At 62.8% G+C, this 16,627-nt stretch carries 12 protein-coding genes, 1 tRNA gene and 1 pseudogene; 10 read left to right on the top strand and 4 right to left on the bottom strand.

The window, feature by feature from the left end; genetic code table 11:
• Nucleotides 1–30: 30 nt before the first annotated feature.
• Both pnp and BLU85_RS18305 read left to right on the top strand, forming a co-directional pair.
• Nucleotides 31–2,136: a polyribonucleotide nucleotidyltransferase gene (pnp, locus tag BLU85_RS18310; RefSeq protein ID WP_072411314.1), complete on the top strand. Its 2,106-nt coding sequence runs from the start codon at nucleotides 31–33 to the stop codon at nucleotides 2,134–2,136.
• Nucleotides 2,137–2,261: 125 nt separating this feature from the next.
• A tRNA-Thr gene (locus BLU85_RS18305) sits at nucleotides 2,262–2,334 on the top strand.
• A gap of 13 nt (nucleotides 2,335–2,347) precedes the next feature.
• On the opposite strand, the gene BLU85_RS18300 is transcribed toward BLU85_RS18305, so the two are convergent.
• Nucleotides 2,348–2,896, bottom strand: a complete 549-nt coding sequence (locus BLU85_RS18300; protein ID WP_092202129.1) for a hypothetical protein — start codon at nucleotides 2,894–2,896, stop codon at nucleotides 2,348–2,350.
• A gap of 304 nt (nucleotides 2,897–3,200) precedes the next feature.
• Here BLU85_RS18300 and BLU85_RS18295 point away from each other — a divergent pair, with 304 nt between their 5' ends.
• A complete protein-coding gene (locus tag BLU85_RS18295; RefSeq protein ID WP_072341097.1) occupies nucleotides 3,201–3,506 on the top strand; it encodes a DUF6388 family protein in 306 nt (101 codons plus the stop codon).
• Between the two features lie 38 nt (nucleotides 3,507–3,544).
• On the opposite strand, the gene nadC is transcribed toward BLU85_RS18295, so the two are convergent.
• On the bottom strand, nucleotides 3,545–4,393 hold the full coding sequence (gene nadC / locus BLU85_RS18290) for a carboxylating nicotinate-nucleotide diphosphorylase (protein ID WP_092202131.1): 849 nt from the start codon (nucleotides 4,391–4,393) through the stop codon (nucleotides 3,545–3,547).
• 224 nt (nucleotides 4,394–4,617) lie between these two features.
• On the opposite strand from nadC, the gene BLU85_RS18285 reads away from it, so the two are divergent.
• The 5 genes and pseudogenes from BLU85_RS18285 (at nucleotide 4,618) to BLU85_RS31760 (ending at nucleotide 10,609) form a co-directional block, all read left to right on the top strand.
• The gene (locus BLU85_RS18285) at nucleotides 4,618–6,831 is read left to right on the top strand and encodes a DUF1631 domain-containing protein (RefSeq protein ID WP_092202133.1); all 2,214 of its coding nucleotides are present in this window, start codon (nucleotides 4,618–4,620) and stop codon (nucleotides 6,829–6,831) included.
• A gap of 64 nt (nucleotides 6,832–6,895) precedes the next feature.
• A complete protein-coding gene (gene ampD, locus BLU85_RS18280; RefSeq protein WP_092202135.1) occupies nucleotides 6,896–7,456 on the top strand; it encodes a 1,6-anhydro-N-acetylmuramyl-L-alanine amidase AmpD in 561 nt (186 codons plus the stop codon).
• Nucleotides 7,453–8,289, top strand: a complete 837-nt coding sequence (gene ampE, locus BLU85_RS18275) for a regulatory signaling modulator protein AmpE (protein WP_092202137.1) — start codon at nucleotides 7,453–7,455, stop codon at nucleotides 8,287–8,289. The genes ampD and ampE overlap by 4 nt, the downstream gene beginning before the upstream one ends.
• A 322-nt stretch (nucleotides 8,290–8,611) precedes the next feature.
• Nucleotides 8,612–9,703 (top strand): annotated as a pseudogene (locus BLU85_RS31765) (methyl-accepting chemotaxis protein); the annotation flags it as partial.
• The gene (locus tag BLU85_RS31760; protein ID WP_371914244.1) at nucleotides 9,680–10,609 is read left to right on the top strand and encodes a methyl-accepting chemotaxis protein; all 930 of its coding nucleotides are present in this window, start codon (nucleotides 9,680–9,682) and stop codon (nucleotides 10,607–10,609) included. The pseudogene BLU85_RS31765 and the gene BLU85_RS31760, both read left to right, overlap by 24 nt.
• A 116-nt stretch (nucleotides 10,610–10,725) precedes the next feature.
• On the opposite strand, the gene BLU85_RS18265 is transcribed toward BLU85_RS31760, so the two are convergent.
• Both BLU85_RS18265 and cra read right to left on the bottom strand, forming a co-directional pair.
• A complete protein-coding gene (locus tag BLU85_RS18265; RefSeq protein ID WP_092202141.1) occupies nucleotides 10,726–11,502 on the bottom strand; it encodes a TatD family hydrolase in 777 nt (258 codons plus the stop codon).
• Nucleotides 11,503–11,522: 20 nt separating this feature from the next.
• A complete protein-coding gene (cra, locus tag BLU85_RS18260; protein WP_072411298.1) occupies nucleotides 11,523–12,518 on the bottom strand; it encodes a catabolite repressor/activator in 996 nt (331 codons plus the stop codon).
• 289 nt (nucleotides 12,519–12,807) lie between these two features.
• On the opposite strand from cra, the gene ptsP reads away from it, so the two are divergent.
• A complete protein-coding gene (ptsP, locus tag BLU85_RS18255; protein ID WP_092202143.1) occupies nucleotides 12,808–15,672 on the top strand; it encodes a phosphoenolpyruvate--protein phosphotransferase in 2,865 nt (954 codons plus the stop codon).
• A complete protein-coding gene (gene pfkB / locus BLU85_RS18250; RefSeq protein WP_092202145.1) occupies nucleotides 15,672–16,613 on the top strand; it encodes a 1-phosphofructokinase in 942 nt (313 codons plus the stop codon). Before ptsP ends, pfkB begins: the two co-directional genes overlap by 1 nt.
• Nucleotides 16,614–16,627 lie beyond the last annotated feature (14 nt).

Genomic DNA, 16,627 nt, shown 5'->3' with positions numbered 1-16,627 from the left:
CCCCAAGAGCCACAAAGAAGGTAGGACACCGTGAACCCGGTAATCAAAAAATTCCAGTTCGGTCAGTCGACCGTTACCCTCGAGACTGGCCGTATCGCCCGTCAGGCCTCCGGCGCAGTGCTGGTCACCGTTGACGACGACGTCAGCGTATTGGTGACCGTTGTCGGTGCCAAGCAAGCCGATCCAGGCAAGGGTTTCTTCCCTCTGTCTGTCCACTACCAGGAAAAGACTTACGCTGCCGGTAAGATCCCTGGCGGTTTCTTCAAGCGCGAAGGCCGTCCTTCCGAGAAAGAAACCCTGACTTCCCGACTGATCGACCGTCCGATCCGTCCGCTGTTCCCAGAAGGCTTCATGAACGAAGTGCAGGTTGTCTGCACCGTCGTATCCACCAGCAAGAAAACCGATCCGGACATCGCTGCGATGATCGGTACCTCGGCTGCCCTGGCCATCTCCGGCATTCCTTTCGATGGCCCGATCGGCGCTGCCCGCGTCGCGTTCCACGAAAGCACCGGCTACCTGCTGAACCCGACCTACGAGCAACTGAAAGCCTCGAGCCTGGACATGGTCGTGGCCGGTACTTCCGAAGCCGTGCTGATGGTTGAATCCGAAGCCAAAGAGCTGACCGAAGACCAGATGCTGGGCGCCGTGCTGTTCGCCCACGACGAGTTCCAGGTGGTGATCAACGCCGTCAAGGAACTGGCCGCCGAAGCCGCCAAGCCAACCTGGACCTGGGCTCCGCAAGCCGAAGCCACCGAACTGCTGGGCGCGATCCGTGCCGAGTTCGGCGAAGCGATCTCCCAGGCCTACACCATCACCGTCAAGGCTGACCGTTATGCGCGCCTGGGCGAGCTGAAAGACCAGGTCGTCGCCAAGCTGTCCGGTGAAGAAGGCCAGCCGTCTGCCGCTGAAGTGAAAGCCGCTTTCGGTGAAATCGAATACCGCACCGTTCGCGAAAACATCGTCAACGGCAAGCCGCGTATCGACGGTCGCGACACCCGCACCGTACGTCCGCTGAACATCGAAGTCGGCGTCCTGCCCAAGACCCACGGTTCGGCACTGTTCACCCGTGGCGAAACCCAGGCCCTGGTCGTTGCAACGCTGGGCACCGCCCGTGACGCGCAACTGCTGGACACCCTGGAAGGCGAAAAGAAAGACCCGTTCATGCTGCACTACAACTTCCCGCCGTTCTCGGTGGGCGAGTGTGGTCGCATGGGTGGCGCCGGTCGTCGCGAAATCGGTCACGGCCGTCTGGCCCGTCGTTCGGTCCAGGCCATGCTGCCAGCCGCTGACGTGTTCCCGTACACCATTCGCGTGGTATCGGAAATCACCGAGTCCAACGGTTCGAGCTCCATGGCGTCGGTCTGCGGCGCATCCCTGGCACTGATGGACGCTGGTGTGCCGATGAAGGCACCGGTTGCCGGTATCGCCATGGGTCTGGTGAAAGAAGGCGAGAAATTCGCCGTCCTGACCGACATCCTGGGTGACGAAGACCACCTGGGCGACATGGACTTCAAAGTGGCCGGTACCGCCAAGGGCGTCACCGCACTGCAGATGGACATCAAGATCAAGGGCATCACCGAAGAGATCATGGAAATCGCCCTGGGCCAAGCCCTGGAAGCGCGCCTGAACATCCTCGGCCAGATGAACCAGATCATCGGTCAGTCCCGTACCGAGCTGTCGGAAAATGCTCCGACCATGATCGCGATGAAAATCGACACCGACAAAATCCGTGATGTCATCGGTAAAGGCGGCGCGACCATCCGCGCGATCTGTGAAGAAACCAAGGCTTCGATCGACATCGAAGACGACGGTTCGATCAAGATCTTCGGCGAAACCAAGGAAGCGGCAGAAGCGGCACGCCAGCGCGTCCTGGGCATCACTGCCGAAGCCGAGATCGGCAAGATCTACGTCGGCAAGGTTGAACGCATCGTCGACTTCGGCGCGTTCGTCAACATCCTGCCGGGCAAGGACGGTCTGGTTCACATCTCCATGCTGAGCGATGCTCGCGTCGAGAAAGTGACCGACATCCTCAAGGAAGGTCAGGAAGTGGAAGTGCTGGTACTGGACGTGGACAACCGCGGCCGTATCAAGCTGTCCATCAAGGACGTCGCAGCAGCCAAGGCATCGGGCGTTTAATCACCCCATCGCCTGACCGCTGAACAAGCAAACGCCCCGACTGGTTCGGGGCGTTTTGCTGTGTGACGAAAATCCCTGCCAGGCAGGTTGCCTGGCCACCGGAGACGGTGCTAGTTTTAGCCACCGCCCGTGTAGCTCAGTCGGTAGAGCAGCGCACTCGTAACGCGAAGGTCGCAGGTTCGATTCCTGTCTCGGGCAAGATTTCCCCTCGTTATTTCACCTTCCTGCTCAGTTCCTCGACCGTGCGTTTGAGCTGATCCATCTCTCGATCCTGATCGCTGAGTTCCCGTTTCAGGGACGACATCTCGCTGTTGCTCGAACTCGAATTGGAGCCGCTATTGCGCTTGAGTTCTTCCACTTGCTTGCCAAGGTCGTTCAGGTCGCGTTCCTGTTCCTTGATAGTGCGCTTGAGCTCGTCAATCTCTTTGCTGCTGGAGGTGGAACTGGAGCCGCTGTTGCGCTTGAGTTCTTCGATCTGACGGGCCTGCTCGCTAAGGACGCGTTTCTGGCTTTCCAGTTCCTCGGCGTTGTTCTTCACGGATTTCGGCAGGTTTTCCAAGGCGCTGACGCTGACGTTGGTCTTGACGAGTACGTACTTATCAAATCGGTCATAACGAAGGGCAGGAATGGCGTCGTCGGAAGATGGCCCATCGGAGGAGACTTCAACCGCCGCTTGAGCCGCGTCAGTCAAGGTCAGGCTGCCAAGCAGCACGGTCGCGGTGGCAAGTTGGATCGACAAGCGTTTCGAAAAGCTGCGCATCACTGGGGTTCCTTGTGAAGTGCCGGCATGGCACATGGCTATGACTGGTTATTTTGACAGATGTTCCAGGGCCCGCAGCGCTTCTTCGGCACAGGTTTTTTTGTGGGATAGATGTAAAGAACCGTGTAAATCGTCGGCAAAACATCCTATATTCATTGCCTGCATGTGCATCGCCCAGCAGTTTTCAGATGATCCACGAATGGTTCTGAAGGCCAGATAAACCGGGCTTCACACGGTTTTTTGCGTCAGAGAGATCCTTGATGATCCAGATCCATCTTCCATTCCCCCGATCAACGAGAACGCCATGACTGTTAAAGCATTGACCCAGGAAGCCAGGCACGAAGAAGCGCTGAAGAAGTACGTGCTGGATGCGCCCCAGTTGCTGGAAGAGATCAAGGACTTGTCCGCCGACGATCAGAAAGATCAGATCCAATGGGCATTCGAGGACGAGGCCGAAGCCCAGGGGCTGCAACCCTGGGAGTTGACGCTCAAGTACACCAGCACGCCTGAAGAGTTCGAGGCACAGCGCCTTGCGTTGCACAAGGAAGCGGCCGAGGTGCTGGGCGTGGAATGGGATGAGTACTGCGAAATGAACAATCTGGTGGTCTGAAAAAAACGCCAGCCTTTCAAGGCTGGCGTTTTTTGTTGTCAGAGGCTCAAGCGCATCGACAGATCCACTGCCTTCACATCCTTGGTCATCGCGCCGATCGAGATGTAGTCCACCCCGGTCTCGGCGATCGGGCGCAACGTGCTTTCATTGATCCCGCCGCTGGCCTCCAGCTTCGCCTTGCCGCCATTGAGGCGCACGGCTTCACGCATGTCGTCCAGGCTCAGTTCGTCGAGCATGATGATGTCGGCGTTGGCCGCCAGCGCTTCGTTCAACTCCGCCAGGCTTTCCACTTCGATTTCCACCGGTTTGCCCGGTGCGATCTTGTGGGCGGCCGCGATGGCCTGGGCGATTCCGCCGCAGGCGGCGATGTGGTTTTCCTTGATCAGGAAAGCGTCGTACAGGCCGATGCGGTGGTTATGGCAGCCACCGCAAGTGACCGCGTACTTCTGGGCCAGGCGCAGCCCGGGCAGGGTCTTGCGGGTGTCCAGCAGCTTGACCTGGGTCCCGGCGACAAAGTCGGCCAGGTAACGGGCCCGCGTGGCGACGCCCGAGAGCATTTGCAGGAAGTTCAGGGCGCTGCGTTCGCCGGTCAGCAGCGAGCGGGCCGGGCCCTCCAGGTGGAACAGCGCCTGATCGGGAGTGACCCGGTCGCCGTCGTGCACTTGCCAATGCACCGCGACACGCGGATCCAGTTGCCGGAACACGGCATCGACCCAGGCCGTGCCACTGATGATCGCCGCGTCGCGGGTGATGATGGTGGCCTTGGCCAGGCGTTCGGCGGGGATCAGTTGCGCGGTGATGTCGCCGCTGCCGATGTCTTCAAGCAACGCACGGCGCACGTTGGCTTCGATTTCGGCGGTCAGATCGGCGAGGCGTAGATTCGGCATAACGGGCTCCACAAACAAAGTGGCGTGATTATAGGGTGTCGAAACCTGCATTTGGTCGCGTCCTCGCAACATTTCCTCATTTTCCCGGTCACTTATTTGCGCCGTATTTCGAGCTGGTTCACAGAGTCTACTGGTACGACAGGGTTGTTTTACCCGATAATCCGCCTTTCGATTGACGTCATAGCTTTGACGTTGCGAACCGAAAACCGTTTCAGGAGGCCAGGATGCACAACGACGGGAATGTAGTGCCTTTGCACAAGGTGGCTACCGATCAGGCGAATCGTTCGCCGCTCGCCCGCCTGCCTGTGATTCTGCTTCAGGTTCGCGACAAGGCCGCCCAACAGCTGCGCCTGGGCTTGCAGGGGCTGTTCGATAACGCCGACGACACCTTGTTTGAAATGGCCGACCGGGCGCGCGACGACGTCGAGCAGAACCTGTACTTCGAGGCCATGCGGGACTTGCGCCTGAAGCGCAAAAGCATCGAGCGGGAATTCATCGAGCAGTTTTTCGAGACCTTCGTCAGCCTGACCCAGTACGACCTGGCCCACGCCAGCCTGGTGCCCGCCCTGGCGCCGGAAGGCCAGACACAGCGTTCCCACGATGAGCTGGAACGTCATCTGGCGGTCGAGGCCATGGTCACTCGGGTGCTCAGGCGCGATGGCGTGTCGCTGGAGCAACTGACGGCCAGGCTCGGTGTACTGCTGGACCGGCCGCTGGCCAACCAGTACAACCCCCTGAGTCCGGCACTGCTGTGCGAGAAGTTCCTGCAGGCCGGGCGTAACCTGGGCGTGGGCATCAAGGTCAAGCTGATCCTGCTCAAGCTCTTCGAGCGTTATGTGCTCAGCGAGTGCGACCAGCTCTATACCGAGGCCAACCAACTGCTGGCCGCCACGGGCATCTTGCCGGAGCTCAAGGTGACCCCGGCTCGCCGGGCGTCGGATCGCTCCGAGGATCCCCCCAGGGCCAACGCCGAAATCGCTGCCCAGCCCAGCGATGCCGAGGTCGACGACAGCGTGCAGGAAGTGTTCGCCGCCTTGCAGAAGCTGTTGATGCAGGTGCGTGGCAGTGTGGCGCCGACCCTGGAAGCCAGCGCGCCGCCTCAACCGATCTCGACCCGTGACCTGCTGCGGCTGCTCTCGCACTTGCAGCAGTACGTGCCAGCGCCTGCCGTGCAGGACGAATTCGACCTGCGTAGCCAACTCGAACAACTGTTGACCCGGGTCAGCGTCAGGAGTGGCAAGTCCCGGGTGGTCGAAGGCGCCGATGAAGACGTGATCAACCTGATCTCGATGATGTTCGAGTTCATCCTCGACGACCATAACCTCCCAGACTCCTTCAAGGCCCTGATCGGTCGCCTGCAGATCCCGATGCTCAAGGTCGCGGTGCAGGACAAGAGCTTCTTCAGCCGCGGCAATCATCCGGCCCGGCGGCTGCTGAACGAAATCGCGGCCGCCGCCATGGGCTGGGGCGATTGCGACGATCATCAGCGCGACAGCCTGTATTTGCGCATCGAACAGGTCGTGCAGCGCCTGCTGAATGATTTCGTCGATGACCCGGCGATTTTCTCCGAGCTGCTGGCCGATTTCCTGGCCTTCACCAGTGACGAGCGGCGGCGCAGCGAGTTGCTTGAGCAGCGTATCCGCGATGCCGAAGAGGGCCGGGCCAAGGCCGAGCTGGCGCGCCAGCGGGTCGAAGGGGCGCTGAACCAGGTGATGCTGGGCAAAGTCTTGCCGCAAGCCGTGGTGGAGTTCGTGCAACACGCCTGGAGCCAGGTGTTGTTGCTGACCTGTTTCAAGCACGGCAAGTATTCCGCCGAGTGGCAGGCCGACGTCCTGACCCTGGAGCATTTGATCTGGAGCGTCCAGCCGCATGACGAACCGGACGCCGGCCTGCGTTTGCTGGCGATGGTGCCGGAGCTGCTCAAGGCCCTGCGTGAAGGCCTGAGCCGTTCGGCGTTCGACCCGTTCGCCACCAGCGAGTTTTTCAGTGAGCTGGAAGTCCTGCATGTGCAGGCGCTCGAACGCACGGGCCAGGCGACGGAACAGGCCCAGCCGTTCGATTCGCCTGCCATGGTCGAGGTGCTGGAAAAAATCGTCCTGCGTCCTCCGCAAAAAACGGCGGGGGAGAGCGTGGCGGTGCATTTGCCGGCGGATGATGTCGGCCTGCTGCAGGTCGACCAGTTGCACCTGGGGAGCTGGGTCGAGTTCCAGGAGGACGATGACAATACCCTGCGTTGCAAGCTGGCGGCGATCATCGAGGCCACCGGCAAATACGTCTTCGTCAATCGCACCGGCCTCAAGGTGCTGGAGCACAGCCGCACCAGCCTGGCCCTGGAGTTTCGTCGCGGCGCGGCGCGGCTGTTGGACGACACCCTGTTGTTCGACCGGGCGCTGGAGTCGGTGCTGGGCAATCTGCGCCAGCTCAATCGCGGCAAGTGATCGCGCAGCCCGGTCCGATCACGGCATACTGGCGGCATCCACCGTCGTCGTCGAAGGAACCTGTATGCAGTTGGACTCCGCGAGCGGTTGGTGCGAAGGGGTGCGTCATTGCCCATCGCCCAACTTCAATGCGCGCCCCGAGGGCGAAATCTCCCTGCTGGTGATCCACAACATCAGCCTGCCCCCGGCACAATTCGCCACCGGCAAGGTGCAGGAATTCTTCCAGAATCGTCTGGATGTCACGGAACATCCCTACTTTGCCGGTATCGCCGACCTGCGGGTTTCTGCGCATTTTCTGATCGAGCGTGACGGCGCCGTGACCCAATTTGTCTCTTGTCTGGATCGTGCGTGGCATGCGGGCGTCTCGTGCTTCGAGGGGCGTGAGGCCTGTAACGATTTTTCCCTGGGCATCGAACTTGAGGGCACGGATGATCTGCCGTTCACCGACGCGCAATATGTCGCATTGGTGGACCTGACCCGGCAGTTGCAAGCGGCGTTCAAGGCGATCACTGTGCAGCGTATCTGCGGGCACAGCGACATCGCACCGGGGCGCAAGACCGATCCGGGACCGGCATTCGACTGGGCGCGCTATCGCACGGCCCTGACAGAAGGGGAAGGACAATGAGTTTTCTGGTGTTGCTGCTGGCTGTCTGGATCGAGAAATTCTCGGCCTTGCGCCAGCGGGTCCAGCGCGACGGCGGTTGGCTGCGCGAGCTGAACAAGCTCGAGGCGAGCCCACGGTGGGTCAACCGACCCTGGCTGGTGCTGACGGTGCTGGTCCTGCTACCTGTGGCCGTGCTGGCGCTGCTTTTGTGGGTGCTGGAGCCAGTGGCCTACGGTCTGCTGGCGCTGCCGGTGCATTTGCTGGTGGTGATTTACAGCCTGGGGCGCGGCGATCTGCTGGCCGCCCTCGGGCCGTTTCGCGACGCCTGGCGTCGGGAGGACCTGCAAGCGGCAGCCCATGTGGCCAAGCGCGACCTGGACATTGAGGCCGATGACGGTGAGCAGTTGCTGGAGCGGGTCCAGGGGCATTTGTTGTGGCAGGCCTACCAGAGCTTTTTCGCGGTGATTTTCTGGTACTTCGTGTTGGGCCCGGTCGCGGCCTTGAGCTATCGACTGCTGGCGCTGGCCGCCGAGCACAGCCAGAACCCCGGTGTGGCCGAGCGGGCCGCGCAAATGCGCCATGCCTTCGATTGGGTGCCGGTGCGGTTGCTGGCGGCAAGCTTCGCCCTGGTGGGCAATTTCGTCGCGGTCAGCCGGGTCATGCTGCATGAGCTGTTGAACTGGAACATCAGCGCCGCCGACCTCATCGACAAGGTCGGCCTGGTGGCTGGCGAAATTCCCAAGCCTGTCGCGGGGCCGGATGGCATCAATAGCTTGGACCGGCTGTGGGAATTGCTGCTGCGTGCGGCGGTGCTTTGGTATGCCGGGTTTGCGTTGTGGACGGTGTTGGCCTGACAGCTGTCGTCAAGGTGCTTTCTGTGGCGAGGGAGCTTGCTCCCGCTCGGCTCTGTAGGAGCTGGCGAAGCCTGCGATCTTTTGATCTTTCGCTTGGGATTCAAGCGTCGAGGGAAAGATCGCAGCCTCGTTGCACTCGTCAGCTCCTACACCGCTCCTACGTCGTTAACCTTAAGTTACAAATCTCCCCGCCGATTTAGGCTATACAGGGACAGCGCCCGAATAGTGGCTTTCTGCTGTCTCTGTGCGCGAGCTCATAACAATAAGAACACTACCGGGAGACTTCCTTGTGAAGAGTTTGCTCTGGCCCGCCGTCGCGCTAATGAACCGCCTGAGCTTCGGCATGAAGTTCAGCCTGATCAGCGTGCTGTTCCTGCTACCCATGCTGGTGACCAACTTCTTTCTGGTGCGTGATTCCTATCGGGAATTCCAGGGCACCCAAGTGGAGCTGCAAAGCCTCGACCTGTTGGGCAGTAGCCTGGCCCTGCGCCGGGACCTGGAAACCCTCAACAACCTGGTGCAGATCAACGCCAGCCTGGGCCAGTCCGGCAAGGCTGGTGATGTCGAAGCGAAGATCGGCAGCCTGGAGCAGCAAGTCCTCGCGCGTCTGCAAGGCATGACCGCCATGGCCATCGAGCCCGAGCAGGTCAGTGCCTTCGAGGCCAAGCGCGACGAGATGATCGCCGCTTTCAAGGCCCAGCAGGCGGAAAGCTCCCTGCAGAGCAAAAGTGCGCTGATCGGCAAGTTGCTCAACAGCGCCCAGATGTTCAGCCAGATCATTGCCAGCCAGGCGGGGCTGAGCCGCGACAACCAGAGCGACATCCGCCAACTCAGCGAATTGATCATCGGCACCACTCCCAAGGTCACCCAGATCCTCGGCGATGGCCGGGCGCTGGGGGCGTCCTCGTTGGGGCTGGGGTTTCTCAATTCGGCATCGAGCACCCGCTTCGACGAGTTGCTGGCGCAGATCGAAAAGCTCCAGGGCGAGTATGACTTGAAACTGCAGGACGCCCTCGGCTCCAGCAAGGCCGCCGGGCAAGCCCTTGGCGCCCAGGCCGAGGGTAGCAAGAGCAGCCTCAAGAAAGCGTTGGAGCTGATCGAGGAGCAAGTGGTGATGGCCGATACCCTCGATGCACCGTGGCCGGCGTTCTTCGAGCAGGTCAGCGGCCTGATGGAGCAGACTTATCGGCTGAACGAAGCGACCCAGGGCTTTCTCGGTGTGCAGCTGCAGCAGCGGCTTGAGCAGAATCGTAGCCATATGGTGCTGCAGGCCGTGGCGCTGGTGGCGGTGTTCCTGTTGATTTTTTACCTGTACGCCGGCTTCTACGCGTCGACCCGCACCACCCTCCAGCACCTGGGCCAGATGATGGACAAAGTGGCGGCGGGGGACATGACGGTCAATTTCGTGGCGCGCAGCAAGGATGAGCTGGGCGAACTGGGTGAAGTGTTCAACGGTACGGTGGCGAAGATCCATGATCTGATCGAACAGGTCAGCCGCACCGTCGCGGAAGTCGAACGCCAGGCCGGGCGGGTGGAAACGGTATCGGCCCAGAGCAACCAGGCCGTCGCCGGCCAGCGCAGCCAGATCGAACTGGTGGCCACGGCGATGAACCAGATGTCGGCCACGGCCCAGGAAGTGGCCCGCAGTGCAGCCGCTGCCGTGAGCAGTGCCCACAGTGTGAACGACGAGACCCTCAGCGGGCGCGGGCTGGTGGAGTCGCAGCAGGGCAGCATCGCCCGCTTGGCCAGTGAGATCGATCAGTCGGTGCAGGTGATCAACCAACTGGCGACCGACAGCCAGGCCATCAGCCGCGTGCTGGATGTGATCAAGAGCATCGCCGAGCAGACCAACCTGCTGGCCCTCAATGCCGCCATCGAAGCCGCCCGTGCCGGTGAACAGGGGCGGGGTTTTGCGGTGGTGGCCGATGAAGTGCGGACCCTGGCCAAGCGGACCCAGCAATCGACCGAAGAAATCGAAGCGATGATCGCCCGCCTGCATGGCGGTGTCGGTGCCGCCGTCAAGGCGATGGGCACCAGTCATGAGATGGCCAGTGGCACGGTCGGTCAATCGGAGAAGGTCCAACAGGCCCTGGAAAATATCCTCGGTGCGGTCGGCATGATCGTCGACCAGAACCAGCAGATCGCCGCCGCCGTGGAGCAGCAGACGGCCGTGGCCCATGACATCGACCAGAACATCGTCGAGATCAACCGCGCCGGCGAACGCACGGCCGAAGGCGCGCACCAGACCGAAAACGCCAGCCGTGAGCTGTCTGCCCAGGTGGTGCAGCTCAAGCAACTGATCAATGCGTTTCGGGTGTAGTGCTGGCTGATTTGACCCAAGGTGGGAGCGAGCCTGCTCGCGATAGCGGTGCATCAGTCGACAAATGGGGGCCTGCCGCGCAGCAATCGCGAGCAGGCTCGCTCCCACAGGTTTCTTTACCAGCCGAATAATTCGCGGGCGTTAGTGGTGCTGGCCTCAGCCAGTTGTTGCGGGCTGGTACCCATGACCCCGGCCAGCGCCTCGCAAATCGCCGGCAAGTGCGCCGGGCTGTTGCGTTGTCCAGGAAACATCGCTGGGGCCATGTCCGGTGAGTCGGTTTCCAGTACCACCGCATCCAGCGGCAGTTTCGCCAGCACCCGGTGCATGCGCAGGGCCTGAGGCCAGGTCGCCGCACCGCCGAGGCCGAGCTTGAAGCCGAGCTTGAGGTACTCGCGGGCTTCTTCAAAACTGCCGGCGAAGGCATGGATGATCCCCGCCCGGGCGGGGCTGATGCGCTTGAGGGTCGCGATCACGGCGGCATGGCTGCGGCGTACGTGGATCAGTGCCGGCAGTTCGAACGCCACGGCCAGTTCCAGTTGCGCTTCGAACAGCGCTTGCTGGCGGTCACGGTCCAGGGTCTCGATGTAATAGTCCAGGCCGATCTCGCCCACTGCACACAATTGCCGGTGCCCGGCCAGGCGGCTCAGCCAGTCGCGCAACAGCGCCACGTCGTCGGGTCGATGCTGGTCCAGGTACACCGGGTGCAGGCCCAGGGCGGCATGCAGGTCCGGGTCGCTTTGCACCAGGTCCCAGACCCGCTGCCAATTGTCCCGGTACACGCCCAGCACCACCATTTGCCGCACGCCCAAGGCGCGGCTTTCGGCCAGCAGCGCCGGGCGGTCCGCGTCAAAGTCCGGGAAGTCCAGGTGGGTGTGGGTGTCGATCAACTCCATGCATCAATCCTGAGAAAACGTCAGCCCTGGTGGATCCGCTGCTTGAACGTCCGGGCGATGGCCTGCACGCCAGGCTGGTAGTCATCGTTTTCGATGGCCGCCAGGGCCAGTTCCAGGGCCTTGTCGGCGATCAACTGATGTTGTTGGGACATGGCATTGACCGGCAGCGGCAGGAAATCCAGCAACTGCGTGTCACCAAACGTGCCCAGGCGCAATGGCCGCGACTTGAGCGGGAAATCATGCAGGGCGTCGAACACCCCTTGCAGCAGCACATAGGACGTGGTGATCAGCGCATCGGGCAGATGCCCCAGGCGCGCGAGCATTTCATCCATCAACTGACGGCCGCATTCACGGCTGAACGACTCGCCATGCTCGATCAGCACCTGGCCCTCGAACCCGGCCAAGGCTTCGCGAAAACCTGCGGCCCGTTCCTGGCTGATGCTCAATTCGGGACGGGCACTGATCAAGGCGATTTGTCGAGGGTGGGTCTCCAGCAGGCTGCGCGTCAGGTGCAGGCTGGCCTGGCGGTCGTCGCTGATCACCGAGCAGAAATGCGCCGGTTCCATCACCCGGTCGATGGCGATGATCGGAATGCCCTTGGCCTGCAACTGCTGGTAGCTGTCGTCGCCGGCCGGCAGGCAACTGGCGACGATCAGCGCATCGCAGCGCCGGGCGCGGAACAATTGCAACAGCTGCCGTTCACTGTCGGGCGCATCATCGGAACTGGCGATCAGCAACTGATAGCCCCGTGCCCGGGCGCCTTGTTCCAGCAACTTGGCGATGCGTGCGTAACTGGGGTTTTCCAGGTCTGGCAGGATGAAGCCCAGGGTGCGGGTGTGCCGGCTGCGCAGCCCGGCGGCCTGGGGATTGGGCGTGAAGCCATGTTCCTCGACCACTGCCCGCACCCGTTCGACGGTAGCGCTGCTGATGCGTTGCTGTTCGGCCTTGCCGTTGATGACATAGCTGGCGGTGGTGACGGACACACCGGCCAATTGAGCGATATCACTGAGTTTCAACCCGGTTTTCCTTGTTTTTTCGAGTGAGTCCCGAGGATAAGGGCCATCCTACCCGATTCAAGCTGACGGTTACCGCCCAAGCGCTTACGACAAGTTGCACTTCAACGATGAGAGATTATCGAGTAACGTGCCAATCTTTCTAGATTAAACGTTTCAGCAAGCGTATTTTCAAGGCTAGCAGGATTTTTGGCCGTGCTGCCGCGATACCGCCAAAAGCCGTCCTGTAACGCTAAGCTGATTCATTCAAAACAATACCTGGCGCCAACCCGGACGCCAAAAAGGAGAAAGCATGCTCGAGCTCACTCTAGAGCAGATATCCATGGCGCAGACGGCTGTGGATAAAGACGCTGCGCTGCAACTGCTTGCCGACAGACTGGTGGCCGATGGCCTGGTAGCCGAGGGCTACCTCGCTGGCTTGCAGGCCCGTGAAGCCCAGGGTTCGACCTTTCTTGGCCAAGGTATTGCCATCCCCCACGGCACCCCGCAAACCCGCGACCTGGTCTATTCCACCGGCGTGCGCCTGCTGCAATTCCCCGACGGCGTGGACTGGGGCGATGGTCAGATTGTCTACCTGGCCATCGGCATCGCCGCCAAGTCCGATGAACACCTGCGCCTGCTGCAACTGCTGACCCGCGCCCTCGGCGAGACGGACCTGGGCCAGGCCTTGCGCCGCGCCGGTTCCGCCGAAGCGTTGCTGAAGCTGCTGCAAGGCGCGCCGCAGGAACTGGCCCTGGATGCCCAGATGATCGGCCTCGGTGTGTCGGCTGACGATTTTGAAGAACTGGTATGGCGCGGCGCCCGCCTGTTGCGCCAGGCCGACTGTGTGAGCAATGGCTTTGCCGGCGTGTTGCAGCAAGTCGATGCGCTGCCCCTGGGCGATGGCTTGTGGTGGCTGCACAGCGAGCAGACCGTCAAGCGCCCGGGCCTGGCGTTCGTCACCCCGGACAAACCCATCCGTTACCTGGGCCAGCCGTTGAGCGGCCTGTTCTGCCTTGCCAGCCTCGGCGAGGCCCACCAGGCCCTGCTGGAAAGGCTCTGCGCCTTGCTGATCGAAGGCCGCGGCCACGAGCTCGGCCGCGCCACCAGCAGCCGCAAGGTGTTGGAAGTGCTCGGCGGAGAACTGCCCGCCGACTGGCCCAGCGCGCGCATCGGCCTGGCCAACGCCCATGGCCTGCATGCACGCCCGGCGAAGATCCTCGCCCAGTTGGCGAAAAGCTTCGACGGCGAAATCCGCGTGCGCATTGTCGACGGCCAGGACAGCGCCGTGTCGGCCAAGAGCTTGAGCAAACTGCTGAGCCTGGGCGCCCGTCGCGGCCAGGTCCTGGAGTTCATCGCCGAACCGAGCATTGCCAGCGACGCGTTGCCGGCACTGCTGGCCGCCATCGAAGAAGGCCTGGGCGAAGAGGTCGAACCGCTGCCGCCTCCGAGCGCACCACGGGAAACCGTGATGGCCGAGGTCGCGACCGTCATGCTGGCGCCCGAATCCGGCAGCCTGATCCAGGCCGTCGCCGCCGCCCCGGGCATCGCCATCGGCCCGGCGCACATTCAGGTATTGCAGGCCATCGACTATCCGCTGCGCGGTGAGTCGGCGGCCATCGAGCGCGAGCGCCTGCAGAACGCCTTGAACCAGGTGCGCCGTGACATCCAGGGCCTGATCGAGCGCGCCAAGGCCAAGGCCATCCGCGAGATCTTCATCACCCACCAGGAAATGCTCGACGACCCGGAGCTGACCGACGAAGTCGACACCCGCTTGAAGCTGGGCGAGAGTGCGCAAGCGGCGTGGATGGGCGTGATCGAAGCGGCCGCCAAAGAGCAGGAAGCCTTGCAGGATGCCTTGCTGGCCGAACGGGCCGCCGATCTGCGAGACGTCGGCCGTCGGGTGCTGGCGCAACTGTGTGGCGTCGAAACCCCGAACGAGCCCGATCAACCCTACATCCTGGTCATGGACGAAGTCGGCCCGTCCGACGTGGCCCGCCTGGACCCGACCCGTGTGGCGGGGATTCTCACCGCCCGTGGCGGCGCCACCGCCCACAGCGCCATCGTTGCCCGCGCCCTGGGCATTCCGGCGCTGGTGGGCGCGGGGGCGGCGGTATTGCTGCTGGCGCCGGGCACGTCCTTGCTGCTGGATGGCCAGCGTGGTCGCCTGCACGTGGACCCTGACGCCGCCACGTTGCAGCGCGCCAAGGAAGAGCGCGACACCCGCGAACAGCGCCTCAAGGTCGCGGCCGAGCAGCGCCACGAACCGGCGCTGACCCGTGACGGGCATGCCGTGGAAGTGTTCGCCAACATTGGCGAAAGCGCCGGCGTCGCCAGCGCGGTGGAGCAGGGCGCCGAAGGCATTGGCCTGTTGCGCACCGAACTGATTTTCATGGCCCACAGCCAGGCGCCGGACGAAGCGACCCAGGAAGCCGAATACCGCAAGGTGCTCGATGGCCTGGCCGGGCGGCCGCTGGTGGTGCGTACCCTGGATGTGGGCGGCGACAAGCCGCTGCCGTACTGGCCGATCGCGAAAGAAGAAAACCCGTTCCTCGGCGTGCGGGGCATTCGCCTGACGTTGCAGCGCCCGCAAGTCATGGAAGCGCAACTGCGGGCCTTGTTGCGCTCGGCGGACAGCCGTCCGCTGCGGATCATGTTCCCGATGGTGGGCAGCGTCGACGAGTGGCGCCAGGCCCGGGACATGACCGAGCGCCTGCGCCGGGAAATACCCGTGGCGGACCTGCAACTGGGGATCATGATCGAAGTGCCGTCCGCCGCGTTACTGGCGCCGGTGCTGGCCAAGGAAGTCGACTTCTTCAGCGTCGGCACCAATGACCTGACGCAATACACCCTGGCCATCGACCGGGGGCATCCGACCCTTTCGGCCCAGGCCGATGGCTTGCACCCGGCAGTGTTGCAACTGATCGACATCACCGTGCGCGCCGCCCATGCCCATGGCAAATGGGTCGGTGTGTGTGGCGAACTGGCGGCCGATCCGCTGGCGGTGCCGGTGCTGGTGGGCCTGGGCGTGGACGAGTTGAGTGTCTCGGCCCGTAGCATTGCCGAGGTCAAGGCGCGGGTTCGCGAACTGAGCCTGGCGCAAGCACAAACCCTGGCCCAAGCGGCCTTGGCCGTGGGCAGCGCCGATGACGTGCGCGCATTAGTGGAGGCGCTGTAATGGCGAAGATTCTAACCCTGACCCTCAACCCGGCGCTCGACCTCACGGTAGAGTTGGCGCGCCTGGAGCCGGGCCAGGTCAACCGCAGCGACGCCATGCATGCCCACGCCGCTGGCAAAGGCGTGAACGTGGCCCAGGTGCTGGCTGACCTCGGTCATACGCTGACGGTCAGTGGCTTTCTGGGCGAAGACAACGCCCAGGTGTTCGAGACGCTGTTCGTCCAGCGCGGGTTTGTCGACGCCTTTATCCGTGTCCCCGGCGAGACCCGCAGCAATATCAAGCTGGCCGAGCAGGACGGGCGCATCACTGACCTCAACGGACCTGGCCCGGTGGTCGATGCCGCCGCACAGCAGGCCTTGCTGGCGCGTTTGGAGCAGATCGCCCCCGGCCACGACGTGGTCGTGGTGGCGGGCAGCTTGCCCCGGGGCGTCAGCCCGCAGTGGCTGCAGGCATTGATCGCACGCTTGAAGACACTCGGCCTGAACGTGGCCCTCGACACCAGTGGCGAAGCCTTGCGCGTTGCCCTGGCGGCGGGGCCGTGGCTGATCAAGCCGAACACCGAGGAACTGGCCGATGCGCTGGGGTGCGAGGTGGTGAGCGAAGCGGCCCAGGCGCAAGCGGCGCAGCGCCTGCATGCCCAGGGTGTCGAGCATGTGGTGATTTCCCACGGTGCCGATGGCGTGAACTGGTTCAGCGTCGGTGCGGCGTTGCATGCCTCGCCGCCCAAGGTCAGCGTCGCCAGTACCGTGGGCGCCGGGGATTCGCTGCTGGCGGGCATGCTCCATGGCCTGCTCAGCGCCGACACCCCGGAACAGACACTGCGCACTGCCACAGCCATCGCCGCCATGGCGGTCACGCAGATCGGTTTTGGCATCCACGACACCGCGGTGCTGGCGTCGCTTGAACAGGGCGTGCGCGTGCGCCCCCTGACAGAACAATAAGAGGGTTCGCAAGA

Origin of the sequence: Pseudomonas sp. NFACC14, from assembly GCF_900106885.1 — a bacterium.
Classification (GTDB): domain Bacteria; phylum Pseudomonadota; class Gammaproteobacteria; order Pseudomonadales; family Pseudomonadaceae; genus Aquipseudomonas; species Aquipseudomonas fluorescens_AA.
Note: the sequence above shows the minus strand (reverse complement) of the source record. Positions and strands in the feature narration are given on the sequence as shown.